Source organism: Nocardioides sp. QY071, assembly GCF_029961765.1.
Taxonomy (GTDB): domain Bacteria; phylum Actinomycetota; class Actinomycetes; order Propionibacteriales; family Nocardioidaceae; genus Nocardioides.
Genome location: NZ_CP124681.1, coordinates 5,459,577 through 5,480,610, shown reverse-complemented (window position 1 = coordinate 5,480,610; position 21,034 = coordinate 5,459,577). Strand labels below are relative to the sequence as shown.

The following is a 21,034-nucleotide window of genomic DNA, read 5'->3' as shown; positions in this document are numbered from 1 at the left end:
GCTCAGCCCTCGACGGTCAGCACCGGCTCGGCGACCAGGCCGAAGGCCCGCAGCTGGCCGAGCAGCGCGCGGTGGCCGAACGCCTTGCAGCCCGACGCGAACCCGACCCGCAGCGGTGGCTGCTGGAGCAGCGAGTACGCCGCGTAGGCCTGCAGGAGTCCGGTCTGCTTGTAGTTCTGGTTGCCGTGGATCACGCAGTGCGCGCGGCCGAGCGGGCCCGAGGCGTGCACGGAGTCGAGCGACTTGTTGAGCCGCGGGTTCTCGCGCGGCGGCATCTGGTTCATCACCTGAGCCGCCGTCGCGGTCAGCGCCTCGTCGCGCTCGGCCTCCGACATGTCCTTGGTCGCCTCCAGCGCGCCGGCGACGATCTGCGGGACGCCGTTCATCAGTGCCGCGTTGAACACCCCGCCCTGGGCCTTGCAGTTCGCGACCCGCGGGTCCTTGCGGTACCAGACCGGGTGCGATGTACCGCCCCACGGCAGCGAGAGCGCGAGCTCGTGCTGCCCGGGTACGACGAGCGGCACCAGGCCCTGCGTGGGATCGAACTCGACGTACTGGTTCTGCTGGAGGAAGTGGGCCCTCGACGTCGCGGCGTTGACCAGGATGGTCTGCGTGGAGGCGATCGTGGGGGAGCCTCCCCAGAAGACCGCGATGTCGAGGGTGTCCAGCCCGGGCTTCTCGAGGCACAGCTCGGCCGCGATCTCGCCGGTCGTGTACATCTGCGCGATCCCGGGCGACAGCAGCAGGCCGGCGGCCGCGAAGTCCGCGCCCCAGCGCTCGTCGCAGGTGATCAGCCAGTCCTGCTCGCCGGTGGTGTCGAGGTAGTGGGTGCCGGCGGCGAGGCAGGCCTCGACGACCTCGGGGCCGTACTTGCTGAACGGGCCGACCGTGTTGCACACGACGGACGCGCCGCCGAACAGCTCGGTGAGCTCGTCGACCGAGTGGCCGACCTCGACGATGTCGTAGTCGGCGGTCTCGATGCCGGGCACGTGCGCGTCCATCGAGTCCTTCAGCTTGTCGGCCGAGCGGCCGGCGGCGACGAAGGGGACGCCGAACTCGCGCAGGTACTCGCAGATCAGCCGGCCGGTGTAGCCGGAGGCGCCGTAGACGACGACGGGCTTGTCGGTGGTGGTCATCTCACATCCCCATTCCGCCGTCGACCGGCAGGCCGGCGCCGTTGACGAACTGCGCCCGGTCGGAGGCGAGGAAGGCGACCGCGTCGGCGATCTCGTCCTCGGTGGCCAACCGGCCCGACGGCGTCAGCGCGACGACGCCCGCGACCGCCTCCTCGGGTGAGGGGAACAGCCCGAGCGTGGTCATCTCGTTGGCCAGGCCGGCGCCCATCTCGTTGGGGACCAGGCCGGGGTAGACGCAGTTGACCCGGACGCCGAGCCCGAGCTTGCCGCTCTCCATCGCGGCGATCCGGGTGATCCGGTCGACCGCGGACTTCGAGGCGGAGTACGCCGACAGCGCCGGGAAGGCGATGGTTGCGGCGACCGAGGCGATGTTGATGACGACGCCGCCCTTGCCGGCCGCGCCGCCGGGGCCCATGGTGCGGAAGGCGTGCTTGATGCCGAGCGAGGTGCCGACGACATTGACGTCGAGGATCCGGCGTACGACGTCGGGATCGAGGTCGACGAAGAGTCCGGCGATCTCGATGCCGGCGTTGTTGACCAGGATGTCGAGGCCGCCCGCCTGCTCGACCGCGGCGGCGACGGCGGCGGCCCAGGAGTCGTCCTGGGTGACGTCGAGGTGGACGAAGTGGCCGCCCACCGCGTCGGCGACCTCCTTGCCCTTGGCGTCCTGGAGGTCGGCGACCACGACGGTGGCACCGGCGGCGGCGAGGTGCTCCGCGAACTTCCGGCCCAGGCCCTGGGCGCCGCCGGTGACGAGCGCGGTGCGCCCGGCGAGCTCTGCTTCGGTCATGGTGTGCGACTCCTTCGTCGTGCTCGTGGGTGACGTGGGCCACACAACTCCGTTTCCTTGACGACTGTCAAGACTTTTTTGGACGATCGTCAAGAAATATCTGGGCGATCGTCCAGAGATGGCGCCGGAGGCGGTAGGGTCGGGCCCCATGACGACAGCGACCGCGCGTCGTACGCCCGCCGACAAGCACGACGAGCGGCGCCGCGCCCTGGCCGACTCGGCCCTGCGCACCCTCGGCGAGCTCGGCTACGCGCGCGCCAGCCTGCGCGAGATCGCCAACAACTCCGAGTTCTCCCACGGCGTCGTCCACTACTACTTCCACGACAAGCTCGAGCTGATCGTCTACTGCGTGCGCCAGTACAAGGCCACCTGCGTGCACCGCTACGACGGCGTCGTCGCCGACGCGACCACCCCCGAGGGCCTGGTCGAGGCGTTCGCCGACAAGCTCGCCGAGACCATCGTCGACGAGGCGCCGATGCACCGGCTCTGGTACGACCTGCGCTCCCAGAGCATGTTCGAGGAGAGCCTGCGCGAGGCCGTCCTGCAGATCGACCAGACGCTCGAGGACATGGTCTGGCGGGTCGTCTCGACCTACGCCGAGCTCGCCGGGCGGCCCGCCGCGATGACCCCGCACGTCACCTACGGCCTGCTCGACGGCCTGTTCCAGCAGGCGCTCCTCGGCTACCTCTGCGAGAGGGAGGGCGTGCTCGACGACCTGCGCGCCCAGGTCCGCGAGCTGATGCCGGTGCTGCTCGGCACGGAGCCGGCCGCGTCGACGCGTCGGGCGAAGTCCGAGCGATAGCGGGTCGGGGTCACCCCGAGCGCGGCGGTGAAGTGGGTCCGCAGCCGGGCCGCCGTACCGAAGCCGACGCGGCGGGCGACCTCGTCGACGCCGAGGGCGGTGGTCTCCAGCAGGTCCTGGGCGCGGGCCACCCGTTGGGCGACCAGCCAGGGGTGCACGCTGGAGCCGGTGCGCGCCCGGAACGCGCGGGTGAAGGAGCTGCGGCTCATGCAGGCATGGCCGGCGAGCGCGTCGATGCCGAGCGGGGTGTCGAGGGAGCCGGCCGCCCAGGCCATGGCGCGGGCGACGGCGTCGTCGGAGGCCTCGGGGACGGGGGTCTCGATGTACTGGGCCTGACCGCCGGCGCGGTGGGGCGCCGCGACGATCCGGCGCGCGACCCGGGTGGCGGTGGACTGTCCGGCTCGCTGGGCCAGGACGTGGAGGCAGGTGTCCACCCCTGCCGTCGCGCCGGCGCCGGTGATGACCGAGCCCTCGTCGACGTACAGCGTCTCGGGGCGCAGCTCGACCGCCGGGAACCGGCGGCGGAAGGTGTCGGCCCACTGCCAGTGGGTGGTCGCGGCGCGGCCGTCGAGCAGGCCGGCGTCGGCGAGCACGAACACGCCGAGGCACAGCCCGACCACCTGGGCACCGCGGTCGTGGGCGGCGCGCAGGGCCGCGAGCACGGGCTCGGGGGCGGGCCGCTCGGGGTCGTTCCACCACGGCATCACGACGATGTCGGCCCGCGCGACCGCGTCGAGGCCATGCTCGACGGTGATCGCGTAGCCGGCCGAGGTCCGCAGCGGACCGGGGCGTACGGCGGCCAGCTCGATCGGCCACGGCGTCATCTCGCCGACCGGCTGCTCGGCGCCCCACACCAGCGACGGCACGGACAGGTGGAACGGGCTGATCCCCTCCACGGCGATCACGGCGACCCGCGGTGGCGCCACGTCGTACCTCCGGCCGATGTCGATGACAGGCGACCCGATTCGACCTGTTGAGTGTGTTTCGGGTCAGCCACCATGGAAGCACCCCACCGCTGGAAAGGAAACCCCATGACCTCGACCCCGCTCCGCACCCTCGGCGGCGCTGCCGACGTCCCCGCCACCCTCGCCGACGCGACGGTGGTCCTCATCGACTACCAGGTCACCTACACGACCGGCGCGATGGAGCTGGAGGGCTGGGACGCCGCGCTCGACCGGGCCGCCGACCTGCTCGGCAAGGCCCGCGCGGCCGGCGCGACCGTCGTCCACGTGCAGCACGACGACGGCCCCGGCAGCCTCTACGACGTCTCCGCCGGGATCGGCTCGATCCACGACAGGGTGCGCCCGGTCGAGGGCGAGGCGGTGGTCACCAAGGGTGCGCCCAACTCGTTCCACGGCACCGACCTCGCGGACCTCCTCGAGGCGGCCGGCAACCAGCAGGTCGTGCTCGCCGGCTTCATGACCCACATGTGCGTCACGTTCACCGCCGAGGGCGCCCTCCTGCGCGGGTACGACGTCACCGTGGTCGCCGACGCCTGTGCGACCCGCTCGCTGCCGAGCGCCGCCGGCGACGTGCCCGCCGCGCAGCTGCATGCCGCGGCGCTGGCCACCATCGGCGACGTCTACGGCACCGTCGTGGGCTCGGTCGCCGACCTCATCTAGGCGTCGCGGCTCAGCACGATCTCCTCGGTGAGCGAGGTGAGCTTGGCCGGGTTGCGGACCACGAGGATCTGCTTGATCCGGCCGTCCTCGACCTCCAGGCTGATCGCGGTGACCTCGCCGCGCGCTTCGATCCGGGCGCCGAGCGAGCCGTTGATCCAGACCGGCTCGATGACCCCGTCCGGGGCGAAGGTGGCGAAGTTCGCCAGCAGCCGGGCCACGGGCTCGGAGCCGTGCAGGGGCTTGCGGATCGCCTGGGCGACGCCGCCGTGGTCGGCCAGCAGCACCACGTCGGGCGCCAGCGAGTCGAGCAGCGCCTGGAGGTCGCCGCCCTGCACCGCGGCCAGGAAGCTGGCGACGACGGCCTGCTGCTCGCCGCGGTCGACGTCGACCCGCGGCCGGCGCGCCGCGACGTGGTTGCGGGCCCGGGTGGCGATCTGGCGGACCGCGGCCGACGTCTTGCCGACGGCGGTCGCGATCTCGTCGTACGGCAGCTCGAAGACCTCGCGCAGCACGAACACCGCGCGCTCGGTCGGCCCCAGCGTCTCGAGGACGGTGAGCATCGCCATCGACACGCTGTCGGCGAGCTCGACGTCCTCGGCGACGTCGGGGGCGGTGAGCAGCGGCTCGGGGAGCCACTCGCCGACGTAGTCCTCGCGGCGCCGGCTCAGCGTGCGCAGCCGGTTGAGCGCTTGTCGGGTGACGATCCGGACCAGGTACGCGCGCGGCTCGTTCACCTGCGCCTGGTCCACGTCCGCCCACCGCAGCCAGGTCTCCTGCACGACGTCCTCGGCATCGGCCGCGGAGCCGAGCATCTCGTAGGCGACCGTGAAGAGCAGGTTGCGGTGGGCGACGAAGGGATCGCTCATGCCGGCGAGCCTACGGCGGGCCGCTCGGCGAGCGGCTTCATGCCGCAGGCCGAGGCGAAGCCCTCGGACTCGATGCCCAGCGCGGTGTTGGACCGGGTGGTCATGTTCGCGAAGCCGATCACCGTGGTGAGCTCGATCAGGCCGGCCGGGCCCAGGGCGGAGAGCAGCGGCTCGACCATCTCGTCGGTGACCGCAGGCGGAGTCTGGCTGGCCGCCTCGGCGTACTCCAGCACCTGGCGCTCCAGCGTCGAGAAGACCGTGGAGGCCCGCCAGTTCGGGACCTCGCGTGCCTTGTCGAGGTCGAGGCCCTTGTCACGGGCCATGAAGTAGTTGAAGTCGAGGCACCACGAGCAGCCGACCAGGGAGGCGACGGCCATGTGGGCGTAGGTCTTGAGGGTCTCGTCGCACTCGTCCCACTTCTGCAGCTTCTGGCCGTAGGACATGCTCGCCTTCAGGGCGGGCTGGTGGTGCCACATGACACCGAGCGACTCCGGCACGCTGCCGAACATCTTGGCGGCGAACCTCTTGACGACGGCACCGAAGAGGCCGTTGATCGGGGCGGCGGGGATGCGGGTTCCTGAGGTGGTCATGCCATCAAGACACCGGCCGGGTGCCGGGTGTGACAGCCGATCACCGATGAGGGTTACGGCTTCGCGCGGAAGGCCACCCACGCATCGCTCATCCGCTGGGCCTGGCCCCTCGTAAACATATTCATGCAGGAGTCCTGGGTGTAGTCCATGAAGTTGTGGATCGGGTCGAGGCCCGGGGCCGAGCAGGTGTCGGCGCCCTCCGGGCAGTCGAACTGCGCGGTCGCCTCGCGCGGGGTGTCGGCCACGCCGTCGCCGGACGCCGAGCAGCCGCCCTGGAAGGTGTGCTCGAGCATCAGCCAGTGCCCGACCTCGTGGGTCAGGGTGTCGCCGAGGGAGTACTTGCCGGCGGTGCCGCCCGGCATCGACTCGTCGAGCATCACGACGCCGTCGATGTAGTCGCGGCCGTTGTTGTAGCCCTTCGGGAAGTACGCCCAGCCGAGCAGGCCGTCGCCGATGTCGGCCGTGTAGACGTTGAGGACCGTCGAGTCGCCGGTGTGGAGCGCCTGCTTCATGTCGCGCTCGGTCTTGCCGGGCGTCACCGTGCGCCAGGCCGGGTTGTCGACGAACCGGATCGAGTCGAGCGCGAACCGGAACGGGGTGTCGGCGGCGTCCGCCGCGGTCTGCCCGGAGTAGGACGCGTTGAGCACGTCCATCTGCGCGTGCACCATGCTCGCGAGCCGGTCCCGGTCGGCCTGGCTGGCGCCGTCGGTGATCACGTGGAAGACCGTCTTGACGGTGACCGTGCCGTTGCCGAGGTAGGGCGAGTCCTTGATGACGCCGTACTTCTTGGCCTCGTTCTTCGGGTACAGCTCCGGCTCGGCGGCGTGCGAACCCTCGGCCACCCGGGCGGCCGAGCCGTCCCGGCAGTCGGCGACGCCCGGGGAGGCGGCGCCGGCGCTCGCCACCGTGGGCACGGCGGACGCGAGTGGTACGGCGAGCATCAGGGAGCCGGCAGCGACCCCGAGCATCCGGTGCAGGGTGGTGTGGCGCATGGCCCGACCCTAGGACGGCGACCGGGTGTTGTCAGCCCCCTGATGCCGCGTTGATCAGCCGTTCCCGAGCAGGTCCTCCATGGTGGCGATCTCGGCCGCCTGGCTCTCGGCGATGGACTCCGCGAGGGCGATCGCGTCCGGGAACCTCCCGTCCGCCTGCTCGGCCTTCGCCATGGTGATCGCGCCCTCGTGGTGCTCGATCATCATCGTCATCCACAGCCTCGGGAAGTCGGCGTCGGAGGAGCCCTCGAGCTCCTCCATCTGCTCGCCGGACATCATCCCCGGCATCGCGGAGCCACCCATGCCATCCATGTCATCCATGTCATCCATGTCCTCCATGTCGTGGCCGGCGTTGGCGTGGTCCATCGAGGTGGCCGGGATGTCCTTGCCCCAGTCGGTCAGCCAGGTCGTCATCGTCTCGACCTCCGGGGTCTGGGCGGCCTGGACCTGGTCGACCAGCGCCCGGACCTCGTCGGGCAGCGGGCGGTCCTGGGCCAGCAGTGCCATCCGCAGCGCCTGCGCGTGGTGCGGGATCATCGCGGTCGCGAAGTCGACGTCGGCACGGTTGAAGACGTCCCCGTTGCGGGCGGTCTCGACCGCCGCGGGCCTGCTGTCGCCGCCGTCGTCGCCGCACGCGGCGAGGCCCAGGGCAAGGGTGATCGCGCCGGTGGCGGAGGCCAGCCGGCGCAGGGTGGTGCGGTGCACGTCGTTCTCCTGGTCTGTTCGGTGTGCGTCTGCGGGTGGGAGCGGGGGCTCCTCAGCAGCGCTGCACCGACAGCCGGTGGAGATCAGGTGGATCGCGGAAGCGCGCGGCCCGGGCGACCAGGACCTGCCAGCGGGCGGGCGCCTCGCGGGCGGCGACCAGCGGACGCCGTACGGCGAGCAGACCGACACCCAGGCCGGCCGCCACCACCAGCAGGGCCAGGCACAGCCCGGTCAGGTCGTGGCCGGTGGAGCCGCCGTGGTCGGGCGGGGCCGCGTCGTGATGGGTGACGGCTGCGGCGGGCAGCGGGGCGGAGGCCACGCCGTGGTCGGCCATGCCGTGCATGGCGAACAGCCCCGCCAGCGCGGCGATCGTGACGAGCAGCCGCCGGAGCAGGTCAGGTCGCATAGCCGAGGCCGAGCTCGCTCATCGCCGCCTCGAGCCGGTCGAGCGCGATCGGCCCGACGCCGTGCAGCGCGGCGAGGTCGGCCCGGGTCCAGCCGCTGACGGCCTCGAGGGTGTGGACGTCGACCGCCCGCAGCGCGCGGGTGGCCGGGGCGCCGATGGTGCGCGGCAGCGCGGTCCCGGCGCGGCGGGGGGCGCGCTCGCGCGGGCCGTCCACATGGTCCAGGACGGCCTCGCCGCGGGGCGAGAGCCGGTAGCCGATCGCGAGCGACTCGGTCAGGCCCCGCTCCTTGAGCTTGCGCACGTCCTTCTTGAAGTCGGGCGTCTCGCGGCCCAGCTCGGCCGCGAGGTCGGGGGCACGGACCTCCGGGTTGCGGTCGATGATCCGCAGCGTGGTGCGGGTCCACGGCCCGATCGGCGAGGCCGCGTCGAGCCGGTCGAGCCCGGCGAGGATGGTGACGATCTCGGCGGTCCCCGGGATGGCGGCGCGGAGCGTCTCGCGAGGGTCGGTGCCGCCGTACCGGAGCCCGACGCGGAACACCGGGCGGTCGGCCCGCGCGGCGAGGGCGTCCTTGAGCGCGTTCAGCGACGCGGCTCCCGCGCGACGGGCGTCCTCGGCCCGCAGCCGGGAGAGCGCGACCTCCTCGACGCTGGTCACCTCGACCACGCCGACCGCGGTGCGCAGCCGGGTGCCGACCTTGACCCGCGGGCGGTCCCAGCGCCGGAACGCGAGGTCGATGGTGCCGGCGCGCACGCCCTCGAGCTCGGCCGGTCGCATCATCACGGCCCCGAGCATAGGTGGCGGGCCATTTGACCGGCGTCGCCCCACGGTGATTACATCGCTATATGGCGATGAATCAGCTGGACGGCGCGCTGCCCGAGGCGCCGAGCGAGGTGGACGCCCTGGCCGACGTCGCGGGCCTGCTCCACGCGCTCAGCGACCCCAACCGGCTGGCCATCCTCGAGCACCTCACCCTCGGCGAGCACCGCGTCGTCGATCTCACCGCCCACCTCGGGCTCGCCCAGTCGACCGTGTCGAAGCACCTCGCCTGCCTGCGCGACTGCGGCCTCGTCGTCTCCCGGCCCAGCGGCCGGGCCTCTCTGATCTCGCTCGCCCAGCCCGAGCTGATCCGCGAGGTGGTCCGCGCCGCCGAGCGGCTGGTCGCGGTCACCGGCGGCCCCTGCGGGCGGGAATGACCATGGGCGTCGGGCACGGACACGGACACGGCGGCGACAGCGGGCACGCCGGCGGCCGGCACCGTTGGCGGCTGGGTGTCTCGTTCGGCCTGATCGGCGCGTTCTTCGTCGTCGAGCTGGTCGTCGGGCTGGTCAGCGGCTCGCTCGCACTGATCTCCGACGCGGGCCACATGGCCGCCGACGTGGTGACGCTGGGCGCGGCCCTGGTCGCGACCAAGATCGCCACCCGCGCGGACAGCACCGGTCGTCGTACCTACGGGTCGTACCGGGCCGAGGTCTTCGCCTCCGGCCTCGCGGTGCTGATGATGCTCGGCGTCGCGGTCTACGTCGTGGTCGAGGCGATCGGCCGGATGGGCAGCGAGCCCGACGTCGCGACCGGCCCGATGCTGGTCGTCGGCTTCCTCGGCCTGGTCGTCAACCTGATCGCGATGGCGCTGCTGCGCGGCGGGTCGCAGGAGTCGCTCAACGTGAAGGGCGCCTACTTCGAGGTCGTCGCCGACACGGCGGGCAGCGTCGGCGTGATGGTCGCCGGCGGCCTGATCCTCGCCACCGACGACACGGTCTGGGACACGGTCGTCGCCTTCCTCATCGGCGCCTTCGTCGCGGTCCGCGCGGTGATGCTCGGCCGCGAGGTGCTCGCCGTCCTCGGCCAGCACGTCCCCGCCGGCGTCGACATCGACACCGTCGCCGGCGCGCTGGGCGGCATCGAGGGCGTCTGCGACGTCCACGACCTGCACGCCTGGACCCTCACCTCCGGCATGCACGTCGCCACCGCCCATCTCGTCCTCGTCGAGGGTGCCGACGGCTCCGGCGTGCTGCGCGCCGGCCAGGTGCTCCTGCGCGAGCGGTTCGAGATCGAGCACGCCACGCTGCAGATCGAGGGCCACCGCTCGGCGGCCTGCGACGCGGTCACCTGGTGAGCCGCGCATCTGACGAATGGGCTGTGAATTCGCCGGATCCGCAGCCCATTCGTCAGATACGCGGCGGGGACCCTAGGCGTGCGCGAGGGAGAGCTTGACCGCGAACCCGAGGAAGATCGCGCCGACGGCCGAGGTGCCGGCGGCGGAGAGCCCCCGGCGCCGGCGGAAGGCCGCGGCCAGACGGGTGCCGCCGAAGATCAGAGCGCTCAGGTAGGCGACGCTGGCGATCTGGGCGAGCGTGCCGAGGACGAGGAACGACAGGGCCGGGTGGGCGTAGTCGGGGTCGACGAACTGCACGAAGAAGGCGACGAAGAACAAGATCGCCTTCGGGTTGAGCAGGCTGATGACCAGCGCGCGGCGGTACGGTCGCTCGCCGGGCACCGGGGGCGGCGCGCCCTCCTCGACAGCCTGGACCGCCCGTCGCCGGGCCCGCCACATGATGATCGCGCCGCGCAGCATGGTGAACGCGAGGTAGCCGAGGTAGCCCGCGCCGACCCACTTCACGATCGCGAACGCGACGTGGTTGGCCTGCAGCAGCGAGGCCACCCCGGCCGCCGACAGCGTCATCAGCACCGCGTCGCCGGTCCACACCCCCGCCGCCGCGGCGTACGCCGGCCGGACGCCGCGGCGCGCGGCCACCGACAGCACGTAGAGCGAGTTCGGGCCGGGCAGCAGGATGATGAGCACCAGGCCGACGAGGTACGTCGACAGGTCGGTGATCCCCAGCACGGACCGAATTCTCCCACGCACCGCGATGAGTCGGCGCCTCGATCCAGGTCAGCACCGCCATGGGCATCGTCACCGCGGACATCAGCATCACCCTCGACGGCTTCGGCGCCGCGACCGACCAGTCGCGCGAGCACCCGTTCGGTTCCCTCGACGAGAACCAGCTGCACCGTTGGATGTTCGAGCACGGTGACGACAACGCGGCCGAGGTCGCGGCGATCGTCGATGCCGGCGCGTTCGTGATGGGCCGCAATATGTTCACGCCCGGGCGGGGCGAGTGGGACCGCGACTGGCGGGGCTGGTGGGGCGAGGACCCGCCGTACCACGCGCCGGTGTTCGTGCTGACCCACCACGAGCGCCCGTCGCTGGAGATGGAGGGCGGGACCACCTTCCACTTCGTCACCGACGGCCTCGACGCGGCACTCGCCCGGGCCCGCGCCGCGGCAGGCGAGCGCAACGTCGCCGTCGCCGGCGGCGCCACGACCATCAATGCCTGCCTGGCGGCCGGCCACCTCGACGAGCTGCGGCTCCACGTCGTCCCGTACGTCGCCGGCCTGACGAGCGGCTCGCGGATGTTCGACGGCGTCGGCCCGCTCGGGCTGGAGCCGGTGGCGACCCGGGCGACGCCGTACGTCACCCACCTGACGTACCGGCGGAGTCGGACCTAGTCGAGCGCCACCACCGCGAGCGGCAGGTCGCCGACCCGCTGGCCGGCGGGGAGCTCGTCGAACGCGACCCCGTCGAGCAGGTCGCCGCACAGGTGGCGCCCGCTGTTGCTCGACAGGATCCGGCCGAAGCCGTTGACCACGGCGATCCGGTGCGCGCTCGCGCGCAGGGTGGGGAGCAGCGCCTGCTCGGCGTTCTTGACCGCCACGTCCGCGCCGCCGACCCCGCAGAACCGGCCCTCGACGAGGACCGGGACGGTGAAGGTGAGGGTGTACTCCTCGGTGCACAGGTAGTCGACGTAGGGCCCGGTCACGTGCTGCCGCCCGGTCTCGCGCGGCACCACGAACCACGGCAGGTGCTCGTAGTCGTAGAACCCGATCGCCTGCGGCTCGGAGTGGGTGACCAGCCGTTGCGGCCGGCCCTCGGTGTCCCGGGCGAACCACTCGAGCCACCACTCGGCGTCCTGGAGGACGCCGGGCGCGGCGACGAAGCCGGCCCCCTGGACGGGTTGGCCGAGGTCGGCGAGCACGGGCACGACGAGGGGCTCCACCGCCGCGAGGTCGGTACGACGCGCCGCGGCCCGGCCGGCGAGGGCCCGCTCGACGGTGGTGGCGATCGACGCGGCCACGCCGAACGCGTGGTCGGCGATCTCGGCGACCGCCGCGAGCACGGGCGCGGTGTCGGCGGGGGACAGGCGGGTGGGGGAGGAGCTCATACGCGGACCTCGCTCAGCTGGTAGTCGATGAGACGGGCGGTGGAGTCGGCCACCCGCTGCTCGGCCGCCTCGCGGGCGGCGTGGGGATCGCGGGCGGCGATCGCGGCGACCACGCCCCGGCAGCTGCGGACCATCTGGGCGTGGCTGTCGTCGTCGCCGAAGGCCAGCCACAGCAGGGTCCCGAACTCGGCCTGGAGGCTGACCTCCTCGTGGTAGAGCCGCGGGGACTGGGCGGACGCGGCCACCTCGATGTGGAACTGCGCGTCGGCCCGGCGCCGGGCGTCGGGCTTCTCGGCGTGCTCGAGGGCGTCGGCCACGCGCTGCAACCGGTCGACGTCGTCCGGGCTGGAGCGGCGTGCGGCGAGCGCGGCGCTGGCGCCGCAGATGGCGGCGTACACGTCGCCGAGGTCGCGCAGCTCGCCCAGGCTGAACCCGTCGAGGCGGCGCCGGGCGAGGTGGCTGATCCCGTCCTCCGGCGTCCGGACGAAGCTGCCGCCGCCGCGCCCGCGCCGGGTCTCGATGAGCCCCTCGGAGCGCAGCACCGACAGCGCCTCGCGCACGGTGACGGTCGAGACTCCGAAGATCCCGGCGAGGTCGAGCTCGCCGGGCAGCTGCTCGGCGTCGGGGAGCAGGCCGAGTGCGATCGCGTCCGTGAGCCGTCGTACGACGAGCTCCGAACGGCTCAGCGACTCCAGCGGTGAGAACACCGCCGCGGATGCTCGCCCGTAGAACGGCACGGCCACCGTCTCGTCTCCCGTTCCTCGTCCCCGATGTCCGGGGTCATCCTGCCCGAACCCACCTGAGCCTCTTGCGCTTTGAACTATGAAGTCATATCTTAGCGCCAATCCGAACGTGACGAAAGGCACATCTGATGTCTCTCTCGACCAGTGCTCCCGCTGAGGCCGCTGCCGTCGACCGCACCCCCGCCATCTCGATCCGCGGGCTGCGCAAGACCTACGGCGACGTCGTCGCCGTGGACCACGTCGACCTCGACATCGCCGACGGCGAGTTCTTCTCGATGCTGGGCCCGTCCGGCTCGGGCAAGACCACCGTGCTGCGGCTGATCGCCGGCTTCGAGCAGGCCACCGCCGGCACGGTCACCCTCGGCGGCGTCGACGTCACCCGCTCTGCGCCGTTCGAGCGCGACGTGCACACCGTCTTCCAGGACTACGCGCTCTTCCCGCACATGAGCGTCCTCGACAACGTCGCCTACGGGCTGCGGGTGCGCAAGACGGGCAAGAAGGAGCGCCGCGAGCGGGCCCAGCAGGCGCTCGCCACCGTCCGCCTCGGCCACCTCGGCGCCCGCCGCCCGGCCCAGCTCTCCGGCGGCCAGCGGCAGCGGGTCGCGCTCGCGCGGGCCATCGTGCTGCAACCGCGGGTGCTGCTCCTCGACGAGCCGCTCGGCGCCCTCGACCTCAAGCTGCGCGAGCAGATGCAGGTCGAGCTCAAGCAGCTCCAGCGCGAGCTCGGCATCACCTTCGTGTTCGTCACCCACGACCAGGAGGAGGCGCTCACGCTCAGCGACCGGATCGCGGTCTTCGACGCCGGCCGCATCCAGCAGCTCGGCACCCCGCGCGAGATCTACGAGAACCCGTCCTCGGCGTACGTCGCCGGCTTCGTCGGGACCACCAACCTCTTCGACGCCGAGACCTCCCAGCGGGTGCTGGGCGTCGCCGGCGAGCACGCCGTGCGTCCCGAGCGGCTGCGGCTCTCGCCGGGCACCGACACCGAGGCCGCCCGCGACGGCGAGGTCCGCCTGGAGGCGGTCGTCGTCGAGACGATCTACCTCGGCACCGGCAACCGGGTGCACCTGCGCACCCCCGACGGCATCGAGCTCGTCGCGCTCGAGCAGTCGACCGGCTCCCTCGACACCCGCGAGCACCGCGGCGAGGACGTCACCGTCCGGTTCGCGCGCGCGGACGTCGTACCCCTCAGCTCATGAATGCTCCCTGCAACCCAACGAGGCTGCGCCCAAACAAGAAGTGGAGAACCCGATGAAGAACACCTTCCGGAAAGGCCGTGTGGCCGCGGCCTGTCTGACCCTGCTCTCGGTCTCCGTGCTGAGCGCCTGCGGCAGCGGTGACGACGACAAGAAGACCGAGGCCGTCGAGAAGCTCGGCAAGACCGAGGGCAAGGTCTCCATCCTGGCGTGGCCCGGCTACGTCGAGGACGGCAGCAACGACCCGGCCGTCGACTGGGTCTCGGCCTTCGAGAAGGAGACCGGCTGCGAGGTCACCAGCAAGAGCTACGGCACCTCCGACGAGGCGTTCAACCTCGCCAAGTCCGGTGAGTACGACGTGATCGCCGCCTCCGGCGACCTGTCGCTGCGCCTGGTGGCCTCGAAGGAGGCCCAGGCGATCAACACCGACCTGGTCCCCAACTACGCCAACGTCTACGACTTCCTCAAGAACACCGAGTGGAACACCGTGGACGGCAAGAACTACGGCGTCCCGCACGGCTACGGCGCCAACCTGTTGATGTTCAACAAGAACAACGTGAACCCGGCGCCGACGTCGTGGGGCGCGGTGTTCGACAAGGCGCAGCTGGAGAAGAACAAGGGCAAGGTGACGGCGTACGACTCGCCGATCTACATCGCCGACGCGGCGCTGTACCTGATGAAGACCAAGCCCGAGCTGAAGATCGAGAACCCCTACGCGCTCGACCAGGAGCAGCTCGACGCCGCGGTCGCCCTGCTCAAGGAGCAGCGCCAGTACGTCGGCGAGTACTGGTCGGACTACCTCAAGGAGATCCAGGCCTTCGAGACCGGCGACTCGGTCGTCGGCACGACCTGGCAGGTCATCAAGAACAACATCAAGAACAAGGACGTCGAGGTCACGCTGCCCACCGAGGGCGCCACCGCGTGGAACGACACCTGGATGCTGTCGTCGCAGGCGAAGAACCCCAACTGCGCCTACAAGTGGATGGACTACATCCTCTCGCCCGAGGCGAACGCGCAGGCGACCGAGTACTTCGGCGAGGCGCCCAACAGCCCGCAGGCCTGCGAGAAGACGACCGACCCCGACCACTGCGCGACCTTCCACGCGGGTGACCAGGAGTACGCCAAGCAGCTGTGGTTCTGGCGTACGCCGGTCAAGAAGTGCCTCGACGGGCGCACCGACGTCGAGTGCACCGACTACGCCCAGTGGACCGAGGCGTGGACGGAGATCAAGGGCTGATCATGTCCGCCGCGTCCCCGTCGCCCAGCGACATCCGGCCCGGCCCGGCCACCGACCCCGCACCGCGGGGACCGGTGGCCCGGCCGGGGTCCCGGCTGCTGCACCGCATGGTGTGGCTCCGGCTCTCGCTCCTGCTCTCCGCGCCGCTCGCCTGGATGCTCCTGGTGTACGTCGTCGCGCTGGCGGCGCTGCTGATCACCTCGCTGTGGTCGGTGGACAGCCTCACCAGTGAGATCGACCGGACGTGGACGTTCGACAACTTCCGCACGCTGCTCGACAACGAGGTGTACCGCACGGTCACCCTCCGCACCCTCGGCGTGGCGATCGCGGTGACCGTCATCGACGTGGCGATCGCACTGCCGATCGCTTTCTACATGGCCAAGATCGCCTCGCCGCGCGTGCGCCGGATGCTGGTGGTCGCGGTGCTCACCCCGCTGTGGGCGAGCTACCTGGTGAAGGTCTTCTCGTGGCGGGTCGTGCTTTCCGAGGGCGGCCTCGCGGACTGGACCGGCTTCGGCTCGCCGGGCTACGGGCTGACCGCCGTGATCATCACCCAGGCCTACATCTGGCTGCCCTACGTCATCCTGCCGATCTTCGCCTCGCTCGAGCGGGTCCCCGACTCGCTGCTCGAGGCGGCCGGCGACCTCGGCGCCCCGAGCGGGTTGGTGCTGCGCTCGATCGTCTTTCCGCTGCTCGTCCCGGGCATCGTGGCCGGCGCGATCTTCAGCTTCTCGCTCACGATGGGCGACTACATCACCGTCAACATCGTCGGCGGAGCCAACCAGATGCTCGGCAACCTCGTCTACATCAACGCGGGCGCGGCCAACAACCTGCCACTGGCGGCGGCGATCGCGATGATCCCGATCGTGGTGATGCTGGTGCTGCTGACCGCGATCCGTCGTACCGGCGCGCTGGACAACCTCTGATGGAGATCTTCCGATGACCCTCAGCCCGCTCTCCCGGCGCGTCCTGGCCGGCCTCACCTTCGGCGTGCTCGCGCTGATCTACGTGCCGCTGCTGGTCGTCGTCGCGAACTCGGTCAACCCGAGCCAGTCGATGACCTGGCCGCCGGACGGCGTCACCTTCGAGTGGTGGCGCCGAGCCGCGCACAGCAACGGGGCCCGCGAGGCGCTGGTGACCAGCCTCCAGGTCGCGGTGATCGCGACCGCGCTGGCACTGCTCCTCGGCACGCTGCTCGCCCTGGCCCTGCAGCGCTACTCGTTCTTCGGCAAGAACGCCGTCAACCTGCTCGTGATCCTGCCGATCGCTCTGCCGGGCGTGGTCACCGGCATCGCGCTCAACAACGGCTTCAAGGGGATCATGGGCGTCGACCTGTCGCTGTGGACCATCGTCGTGGCGCACGCGACCTTCTGCATCGTGACCGTCTTCAACAACGTGCAGGCCCGGCTGCGGCGGATGGGCACCAGCCTCGAGGAGGCCTCCGCCGACCTCGGCGCAGGCGTGCTGACGACCTTCCGGCTGGTCACCCTCCCGCAGCTGCGCTCCGCGCTTCTCGCCGGTGGCATGCTTGCCTTTGCACTGAGCTTCGACGAGATCATCGTGACCACGTTCACGGCCGGACAGGGGGCGACCACGCTGCCGATCTGGATCCTCAACAACATGTTCCGCCCCAACCAGGCCCCGGTGGTCAACGTCGTCGCGGTCGTCCTGATCGTCTTCTCGATCATCCCCGTCTGGCTGGCGCAGCGGCTGTCCTCCGACGTCGAGGGCGTCCGCTGATCCACCCGTTGCACCCACCGACACCCCATCCAGAAGGAGCACCACCCCCATGACCGAGTACGCCGTCCGCAACCCCGCGACCGGGGAGCTGGTCGAGACCTTCCCGACCGCCACCGACGCCGACATCGCCGCCGCGATCGACGCGGCCTCCGCGGCGTACGGCTCCTGGGGCCGGACCTCCACTGTCGCCGACCGGGCGGCGCTGATCCGCCGGGTCGCCGAGCTGCACCGCGAGCGCAGCGCCGAGCTGTCGGCCGCGATGGTCGAGGAGATGGGCAAGCCGCTCGCCGACGCGGAGGGCGAGGTCGACTTCTCCGCCGCGATCTACGAGTTCTACGCCGACAACGCCGAGCGCTTCCTCGCCGACGAGCCGATCGAGCTCGGCGAGGGCGAGGGCACCGCGGTCGTGCGCAAGATGCCGGTCGGTGTCCTGCTCGGGATCATGCCGTGGAACTTCCCCGTCTACCAGATCGCCCGCTTCGCCGGTCCGAACCTGATCATCGGCAACACGATCCTGCTCAAGCACGCGCCGCAGTGCCCGCGCTCGGCCGCGCTGCAGGAGCAGATCTTCAAGGACGCCGGCTTCCCCGAGGGCGCCTACGTCAACATCTATGCCACCAACGAGCAGGTCGCCGACATCATCGCCGACCCGCGTGTCCAGGGTGTCTCGCTCACCGGCTCCGAGCGTGCCGGTGCCGCCGTCGCCGAGATCGCCGGGCGCAACCTGAAGAAGGTCGTCCTCGAGCTCGGCGGCTCGGACCCGTTCATCGTGCTGTCCTCCGACGACCTCGACGCCACCGTCGAGGCCGCCGTCTTCGCCCGCATGGACAACGCCGGCCAGGTCTGCAACGGCGGCAAGCGGTTCATCGTGGTCGACGGCCTGTACGACGAGTTCGTCGCCAAGTTCACCGAGAAGCTGCTCGCGGCCTCCGGCGGCTCGCCGCTGTCCTCGGTCACCGCCGCGGAGAACCTCGCGAAGCAGGTCGAGGTGGCCGTCGCGGGTGGCGCGCAGCTGGCCACCGCCGGGGAGCGCAACGGCGCGTTCTACCCCAGCGGCGTGCTCTCGGGCATCACGACCGACAACCCGGCCTACCGCCAGGAGCTCTTCGGCCCGGTGGCGATGGTGTTCCGCGCCGCCGACGAGGACGAGGCGGTCCAGATCGCCAACGACACGCCGTACGGCCTGGGCTCCTACGTCTTCTCCACCGACGCCGCCCAGGCCCAGCGCGTGGCCGACCAGATCGAGGCCGGCATGGTGTTCGTCAACGGCGTCGGACTCGACGCGGCCGAGCTGCCGTTCGGCGGCATCAAGCGCTCCGGCTTCGGCCGTGAGCTGAGCCGCTACGGCATGGAGGAGTTCGTCAACAAGAAGCTGATCCGCACGGTCGGCTGACCGGCTCAGGCTCCACCACGCACCTGACGAATGGGCTCCGTATCGGGGGGATAAACGGCCCATTCGTCAGGTGCGTCGCCGTACCGGGCCGCGAGCAGGTCGACCAGGCCCGGGACGTCCTCGAGCGCGAGCTGGAAGCTGCCGGTGCAGACGTTGTCGCGCCACAGGGACAGGACGACGACCTCGGCCTCCGCGTGCCAGCTGACCCTCAGCGCACGACCGTCCCCGCGGGCGTCGAGGTAGGCCGCGCCCGCGCTCGGGAGGGGTTGGTGCACCCGGCGCATGCCCCATCATGGGCCGGGGTGCGCCGGGCTGTCACCGGTTCGGGCGAACGCGCTCAGGCCTCCTGCGGCGGGCACAGGCAGAACGGGTGGCCGTCGGGGTCGAGCATGACCCGCCACGCGCCACCCACCTCCGCGGCCGGCTGGGTCTCGGCCACGCTCGCGCCGAGCGAGCGGGCGTGCGCGGTCGCCGCCTCGAGGTCGGGCACCCGGAAGTCGAGGTGGAACTGCTGCGGGTGCGCCTGGCCGGGCCACTGCGGGCGGGAGAAGTCCTGCACGGTCTGGAAGTTGAAGGTCGCGCCCAGGACGGAGGCCGACGCGTACCCGTACTCCGGGTAGTCGCCGGTCACCTCGCCGCCGGTCAGCTCGGCGTAGAAGCGGGCCAGCGCCGCGGCATCGGCGGAGTCGATGGTGAAGGCGATGAGCTCGGTCACGGGAGAAGTCATGTCCCCACCTTCCCTCGGGGCACCGACAGTGTCTTGAAAGAATCCGACACATGCGCTGGACGCCCGACGGACCGCTCGACGTCGTCGAGCCCGCAGCCCTGCGCGACGTTCGCGGGTTCGCCCCGTCGCTGCGGCGCTACGCCCCGCCGCCGTCCCTGGCCGACGCCGTACGCCGGTTCTGGGTGCCGGTCTGGTCGCTGCCGCCGGGCGAGACCTCGGTGCAGCGGGTGTTGCAGTACCCGGTGTGCCAGGTCGTCGTCGGCCCGGACGGCGCGCAGCTGGTCGGCCCGCACGCCGGGCTGAGCACCGAGGAGCTCAGCGGGTCCGGCTGGGTGGTCGGCGCCATGATGCAGCCGGCCGCCGGGCTGGCGCTGGTCGGCGGGCCGGTGGCGGAGCTGACCAACCAGCGTCGCCCGCTGGCGTCCGTCGCCGGTCTGGACGCGGCGGGCCTGGTCGGCGCGGTGGCGGAGGCGCTCGGGGACGATCCCGCCGAGGTCGCCCGCCAGCAGGAGGCGTGCGCGCTGGTGGCCGAGGCGCTCGCCGTACTCGTGCCGGTCGACGACGAGGGGCGGCTGGTCAACGCGATCGTCGAGTACATCGAGGGCGAGCGCGAGGTGCAGCGGGTCTCCCAGGTGTGCGAGAAGTTCGACATCGGCGAGCGGACCCTGCAGCGGCTGACCCGGCGCCGGATCGGGCTCTCGCCGAAGTGGCTGGTGCAGCGCCGCCGGCTGCACGACGCGGCGGACCTGCTGCGCGCCGGCGAGCGGGTCGACCTGGCGCGGGTGGCCGTCGAGCTGGGGTACGCCGACCAGGCCCACCTCACGCGGGACTTCCGCGCGGTCACCGGCGTCACGCCGGGGGAGTTCAGCGCGGAGCCGGCGCCGGAGGTCGAGGAGGTCGCGCAGCGACCGTCACGAGACCACCGGGCCTGAGAGATCGAGCTCCAGCTGCGGGAGCACCCGGCCGGCGATCGAGCCCGACGGCGTCGCGCCGACCCGGACCGCGCCCTGGGCGAGGTAGAACGCCTCCGCGTTGGGGTCGGCGTCGATGGTGAGCCGGGTGAAGCCGGTGGCGCGAGCCTCCTCGATCAGGTGGCGGGCCAGCGCGCCGCCGACGCCGCGGCCGATCGCGTCCGGGTCGACGAACATCATCCCGAGCACCCCCACCGGCGGCTCGCCCTCGAGGGTGCGGAAGCCGACGACCCGGCCGCCCCGGCTGTCGGTCAGCTCCGCGACGACGGTACGACGCGCGGCGAGCTCTTCGTCGCGCATCGTCAGCTCGTCGCGGCAGGCCTCGAGGAAGGCTGCGTCGTAGCCCCAATGGCCCTTCGACCGCAGCGCGAGGTCCGACAGCAGGGCGGCCTCGCCCGCTCGGGCCGGCCTGAGCCGCGTCACGTCAGCTCGCGGAGGTAGCAGAGCATGCGGTAGTCCGCGCCGGGCTCGATGTTCGTGAACCCGTGCCGCTCGTAGAACCGCCGGGTTTCGGTGTCGACCTCGTCGACGTTGATGTGCACCTCGATCGCGCCGCGCTGCTCGACCTCGGCGACCGCGCGGGTCAGCAGGGCGGTGCCGATGCCCCGGTCACGCAGTGGCGGGACGACGTAGAGCTCCTCGAGCTGGGCGAGCGGGCCGTCGCCGTACGGCGTGGGACGCAGAGTGAGGTAGCCGAACCCGGTCGCGTCGCCGGTGGCCGGGTCCTCGGCGAGCACGACGAGGACGTCGGGTCGCGTCAGCAGGGTGGCGAAGCGGTCGCCGAAGTCGGCCGCGCTCGGCGTCGGCGACGCGAACTCGGTGTTGAAGTCGAACAGCAGGCCGCCGACCACGAAGGCGTCGGCGGGAGCCGCGAGCCGGACCGTCACGGGGCTGGGC

General features: G+C 71.8%; 26 protein-coding genes and 1 pseudogene. 11 read left to right on the top strand and 16 right to left on the bottom strand.

Annotation, left to right across the window (positions count from 1 at the left end; translation table 11 throughout):
* Positions 1 to 2: 2 nt before the first annotated feature.
* Both QI633_RS26355 and QI633_RS26350 read right to left on the bottom strand, forming a co-directional pair.
* Positions 3 to 1,136 (bottom strand): DUF5938 domain-containing protein, encoded by a 1,134-nt coding sequence (locus tag QI633_RS26355; RefSeq protein ID WP_141796647.1) that lies wholly within the window; start codon positions 1,134 to 1,136, stop codon positions 3 to 5.
* 1 nt (position 1,137) lies between these two features.
* The gene (locus tag QI633_RS26350) at positions 1,138 to 1,926 is read right to left on the bottom strand and encodes an SDR family oxidoreductase (RefSeq protein ID WP_282427641.1); all 789 of its coding nucleotides are present in this window, start codon (positions 1,924 to 1,926) and stop codon (positions 1,138 to 1,140) included.
* A gap of 148 nt (positions 1,927 to 2,074) precedes the next feature.
* Between QI633_RS26350 and QI633_RS26345 the strand changes: the two genes are divergently transcribed.
* Positions 2,075 to 2,728 (top strand): TetR/AcrR family transcriptional regulator, encoded by a 654-nt coding sequence (locus tag QI633_RS26345; protein ID WP_141796649.1) that lies wholly within the window; start codon positions 2,075 to 2,077, stop codon positions 2,726 to 2,728.
* A 50-nt stretch (positions 2,729 to 2,778) separates the two neighbouring features.
* On the opposite strand, the pseudogene QI633_RS26340 reads toward QI633_RS26345, so the two are convergent.
* Positions 2,779 to 3,552: pseudogene (locus tag QI633_RS26340) on the bottom strand (DJ-1/PfpI family protein); the annotation flags it as partial.
* A gap of 207 nt (positions 3,553 to 3,759) precedes the next feature.
* Between QI633_RS26340 and QI633_RS26335 the strand changes: the two are divergent.
* Complete coding sequence (locus QI633_RS26335) at positions 3,760 to 4,350, top strand: cysteine hydrolase family protein (RefSeq protein ID WP_282427640.1); 591 nt, start codon at positions 3,760 to 3,762, stop codon at positions 4,348 to 4,350.
* Here QI633_RS26335 and QI633_RS26330 read toward each other — a convergent pair.
* From QI633_RS26330 to QI633_RS26305, 6 genes are read right to left on the bottom strand one after another with little or no spacing between them, the layout of a single operon-like run.
* Complete coding sequence (locus tag QI633_RS26330) at positions 4,347 to 5,216, bottom strand: RNA polymerase sigma-70 factor (protein ID WP_141796651.1); 870 nt, start codon at positions 5,214 to 5,216, stop codon at positions 4,347 to 4,349. The two genes, QI633_RS26335 and QI633_RS26330, sit on opposite strands and share 4 nt — an antisense overlap.
* Positions 5,213 to 5,806, bottom strand: a complete 594-nt coding sequence (locus QI633_RS26325; RefSeq protein ID WP_141796652.1) for a carboxymuconolactone decarboxylase family protein — start codon at positions 5,804 to 5,806, stop codon at positions 5,213 to 5,215. The genes QI633_RS26330 and QI633_RS26325 overlap by 4 nt, the downstream gene beginning before the upstream one ends.
* Positions 5,807 to 5,859: 53 nt before the next feature.
* Complete coding sequence (locus QI633_RS26320) at positions 5,860 to 6,798, bottom strand: zinc metalloprotease (protein ID WP_282427639.1); 939 nt, start codon at positions 6,796 to 6,798, stop codon at positions 5,860 to 5,862.
* A 54-nt stretch (positions 6,799 to 6,852) separates the two neighbouring features.
* On the bottom strand, positions 6,853 to 7,503 hold the full coding sequence (locus QI633_RS26315; protein WP_282427638.1) for a DUF305 domain-containing protein: 651 nt from the start codon (positions 7,501 to 7,503) through the stop codon (positions 6,853 to 6,855).
* A 52-nt stretch (positions 7,504 to 7,555) separates the two neighbouring features.
* Positions 7,556 to 7,909, bottom strand: a complete 354-nt coding sequence (locus tag QI633_RS26310; RefSeq protein ID WP_141796655.1) for a DUF6153 family protein — start codon at positions 7,907 to 7,909, stop codon at positions 7,556 to 7,558.
* Positions 7,899 to 8,690, bottom strand: a complete 792-nt coding sequence (locus tag QI633_RS26305) for a hypothetical protein (protein WP_282427637.1) — start codon at positions 8,688 to 8,690, stop codon at positions 7,899 to 7,901. Before QI633_RS26305 ends, QI633_RS26310 begins: the two co-directional genes overlap by 11 nt.
* A gap of 68 nt (positions 8,691 to 8,758) precedes the next feature.
* Here QI633_RS26305 and QI633_RS26300 point away from each other — a divergent pair, with 68 nt between their 5' ends.
* Both QI633_RS26300 and QI633_RS26295 read left to right on the top strand, forming a co-directional pair.
* Positions 8,759 to 9,103, top strand: coding sequence for a metalloregulator ArsR/SmtB family transcription factor (locus QI633_RS26300; RefSeq protein WP_349016709.1), 345 nt, complete (start codon positions 8,759 to 8,761; stop codon positions 9,101 to 9,103).
* Positions 9,104 to 9,105: 2 nt separating this feature from the next.
* A complete protein-coding gene (locus QI633_RS26295; protein WP_141796658.1) occupies positions 9,106 to 10,023 on the top strand; it encodes a cation diffusion facilitator family transporter in 918 nt (305 codons plus the stop codon).
* 72 nt (positions 10,024 to 10,095) lie between these two features.
* On the opposite strand, the gene leuE is transcribed toward QI633_RS26295, so the two are convergent.
* Complete coding sequence (gene leuE / locus QI633_RS26290; RefSeq protein ID WP_141796659.1) at positions 10,096 to 10,752, bottom strand: leucine efflux protein LeuE; 657 nt, start codon at positions 10,750 to 10,752, stop codon at positions 10,096 to 10,098.
* A gap of 59 nt (positions 10,753 to 10,811) precedes the next feature.
* Between leuE and QI633_RS26285 the strand changes: the two genes are divergently transcribed.
* On the top strand, positions 10,812 to 11,417 hold the full coding sequence (locus tag QI633_RS26285; RefSeq protein WP_282427635.1) for a dihydrofolate reductase family protein: 606 nt from the start codon (positions 10,812 to 10,814) through the stop codon (positions 11,415 to 11,417).
* Here the strand turns inward: QI633_RS26285 and QI633_RS26280 are convergent.
* Together QI633_RS26280 and QI633_RS26275 are read right to left on the bottom strand one after the other, a co-directional pair.
* Entirely contained in the window at positions 11,414 to 12,130 is a 717-nt protein-coding gene (locus tag QI633_RS26280) for a cache domain-containing protein (protein WP_282427634.1), read from the bottom strand. The two genes, QI633_RS26285 and QI633_RS26280, sit on opposite strands and share 4 nt — an antisense overlap.
* A complete protein-coding gene (locus tag QI633_RS26275) occupies positions 12,127 to 12,837 on the bottom strand; it encodes an FCD domain-containing protein (protein WP_282427633.1) in 711 nt (236 codons plus the stop codon). The genes QI633_RS26280 and QI633_RS26275 overlap by 4 nt, the downstream gene beginning before the upstream one ends.
* A 164-nt stretch (positions 12,838 to 13,001) precedes the next feature.
* Here QI633_RS26275 and QI633_RS26270 point away from each other — a divergent pair, with 164 nt between their 5' ends.
* The 5 genes from QI633_RS26270 to QI633_RS26250 are packed head-to-tail and all read left to right on the top strand — an operon-like array spanning position 13,002 to position 18,439.
* Positions 13,002 to 14,072 carry an ABC transporter ATP-binding protein gene (locus QI633_RS26270; RefSeq protein ID WP_282427632.1) on the top strand — a complete coding sequence of 357 codons (1,071 nt, stop codon included), beginning with the start codon at positions 13,002 to 13,004 and terminating at the stop codon, positions 14,070 to 14,072.
* Positions 14,073 to 14,124: 52 nt separating this feature from the next.
* Entirely contained in the window at positions 14,125 to 15,306 is a 1,182-nt protein-coding gene (locus QI633_RS26265) for an extracellular solute-binding protein (RefSeq protein ID WP_141796664.1), read from the top strand.
* Positions 15,307 to 15,308: 2 nt separating this feature from the next.
* Entirely contained in the window at positions 15,309 to 16,232 is a 924-nt protein-coding gene (locus QI633_RS26260; protein WP_282427631.1) for an ABC transporter permease, read from the top strand.
* Positions 16,233 to 16,245: 13 nt separating this feature from the next.
* Positions 16,246 to 17,046: an ABC transporter permease gene (locus QI633_RS26255; protein ID WP_141796665.1), complete on the top strand. Its 801-nt coding sequence runs from the start codon at positions 16,246 to 16,248 to the stop codon at positions 17,044 to 17,046.
* 49 nt (positions 17,047 to 17,095) lie between these two features.
* On the top strand, positions 17,096 to 18,439 hold the full coding sequence (locus QI633_RS26250; RefSeq protein WP_282427630.1) for an NAD-dependent succinate-semialdehyde dehydrogenase: 1,344 nt from the start codon (positions 17,096 to 17,098) through the stop codon (positions 18,437 to 18,439).
* 5 nt (positions 18,440 to 18,444) lie between these two features.
* Here QI633_RS26250 and QI633_RS26245 read toward each other — a convergent pair whose 3' ends face one another.
* Both QI633_RS26245 and QI633_RS26240 read right to left on the bottom strand, forming a co-directional pair.
* Positions 18,445 to 18,723, bottom strand: coding sequence for a hypothetical protein (locus QI633_RS26245; RefSeq protein ID WP_141796667.1), 279 nt, complete (start codon positions 18,721 to 18,723; stop codon positions 18,445 to 18,447).
* Between the two features lie 53 nt (positions 18,724 to 18,776).
* Entirely contained in the window at positions 18,777 to 19,166 is a 390-nt protein-coding gene (locus tag QI633_RS26240; protein ID WP_141796668.1) for a VOC family protein, read from the bottom strand.
* A 50-nt stretch (positions 19,167 to 19,216) separates the two neighbouring features.
* Between QI633_RS26240 and QI633_RS26235 the strand changes: the two genes are divergently transcribed.
* Positions 19,217 to 20,098, top strand: a complete 882-nt coding sequence (locus tag QI633_RS26235; RefSeq protein WP_282427629.1) for a helix-turn-helix domain-containing protein — start codon at positions 19,217 to 19,219, stop codon at positions 20,096 to 20,098.
* Here the strand turns inward: QI633_RS26235 and QI633_RS26230 are convergent.
* A complete protein-coding gene (locus tag QI633_RS26230) occupies positions 20,078 to 20,560 on the bottom strand; it encodes a GNAT family N-acetyltransferase (RefSeq protein ID WP_282427628.1) in 483 nt (160 codons plus the stop codon). The genes QI633_RS26235 and QI633_RS26230 overlap by 21 nt on opposite strands.
* Positions 20,557 to 21,024: a GNAT family N-acetyltransferase gene (locus QI633_RS26225; RefSeq protein ID WP_282429327.1), complete on the bottom strand. Its 468-nt coding sequence runs from the start codon at positions 21,022 to 21,024 to the stop codon at positions 20,557 to 20,559. The genes QI633_RS26230 and QI633_RS26225 overlap by 4 nt, the downstream gene beginning before the upstream one ends.
* Positions 21,025 to 21,034: the final 10 nt, after the last annotated feature.

Excerpts from the sequence above, each read along its gene's own strand:
- QI633_RS26355 (WP_141796647.1), bottom strand. The coding sequence starts at position 1,136 with ATGACCACCACCGACAAGCCCGTCGTCGTCTACGGCGCCTCCGGCTAC.
- QI633_RS26350 (WP_282427641.1), bottom strand. The coding sequence starts at position 1,926 with ATGACCGAAGCAGAGCTCGCCGGGCGCACCGCGCTCGTCACCGGCGGC.
- QI633_RS26345 (WP_141796649.1), top strand. The coding sequence starts at position 2,075 with ATGACGACAGCGACCGCGCGTCGTACGCCCGCCGACAAGCACGACGAG.
- QI633_RS26335 (WP_282427640.1), top strand. The coding sequence starts at position 3,760 with ATGACCTCGACCCCGCTCCGCACCCTCGGCGGCGCTGCCGACGTCCCC.
- QI633_RS26330 (WP_141796651.1), bottom strand. The coding sequence starts at position 5,216 with ATGAGCGATCCCTTCGTCGCCCACCGCAACCTGCTCTTCACGGTCGCC.
- QI633_RS26325 (WP_141796652.1), bottom strand. The coding sequence starts at position 5,806 with ATGACCACCTCAGGAACCCGCATCCCCGCCGCCCCGATCAACGGCCTC.
- QI633_RS26320 (WP_282427639.1), bottom strand. The coding sequence starts at position 6,798 with ATGCGCCACACCACCCTGCACCGGATGCTCGGGGTCGCTGCCGGCTCC.
- QI633_RS26310 (WP_141796655.1), bottom strand. The coding sequence starts at position 7,909 with ATGCGACCTGACCTGCTCCGGCGGCTGCTCGTCACGATCGCCGCGCTG.
- QI633_RS26300 (WP_349016709.1), top strand. The coding sequence starts at position 8,759 with ATGAATCAGCTGGACGGCGCGCTGCCCGAGGCGCCGAGCGAGGTGGAC.
- QI633_RS26295 (WP_141796658.1), top strand. The coding sequence starts at position 9,106 with ATGGGCGTCGGGCACGGACACGGACACGGCGGCGACAGCGGGCACGCC.
- QI633_RS26285 (WP_282427635.1), top strand. The coding sequence starts at position 10,812 with ATGGGCATCGTCACCGCGGACATCAGCATCACCCTCGACGGCTTCGGC.
- QI633_RS26280 (WP_282427634.1), bottom strand. The coding sequence starts at position 12,130 with ATGAGCTCCTCCCCCACCCGCCTGTCCCCCGCCGACACCGCGCCCGTG.
- QI633_RS26270 (WP_282427632.1), top strand. The coding sequence starts at position 13,002 with ATGTCTCTCTCGACCAGTGCTCCCGCTGAGGCCGCTGCCGTCGACCGC.
- QI633_RS26265 (WP_141796664.1), top strand. The coding sequence starts at position 14,125 with ATGAAGAACACCTTCCGGAAAGGCCGTGTGGCCGCGGCCTGTCTGACC.
- QI633_RS26260 (WP_282427631.1), top strand. The coding sequence starts at position 15,309 with ATGTCCGCCGCGTCCCCGTCGCCCAGCGACATCCGGCCCGGCCCGGCC.
- QI633_RS26255 (WP_141796665.1), top strand. The coding sequence starts at position 16,246 with ATGACCCTCAGCCCGCTCTCCCGGCGCGTCCTGGCCGGCCTCACCTTC.
- QI633_RS26250 (WP_282427630.1), top strand. The coding sequence starts at position 17,096 with ATGACCGAGTACGCCGTCCGCAACCCCGCGACCGGGGAGCTGGTCGAG.
- QI633_RS26245 (WP_141796667.1), bottom strand. The coding sequence starts at position 18,723 with ATGCGCCGGGTGCACCAACCCCTCCCGAGCGCGGGCGCGGCCTACCTC.
- QI633_RS26240 (WP_141796668.1), bottom strand. The coding sequence starts at position 19,166 with ATGACTTCTCCCGTGACCGAGCTCATCGCCTTCACCATCGACTCCGCC.
- QI633_RS26235 (WP_282427629.1), top strand. The coding sequence starts at position 19,217 with ATGCGCTGGACGCCCGACGGACCGCTCGACGTCGTCGAGCCCGCAGCC.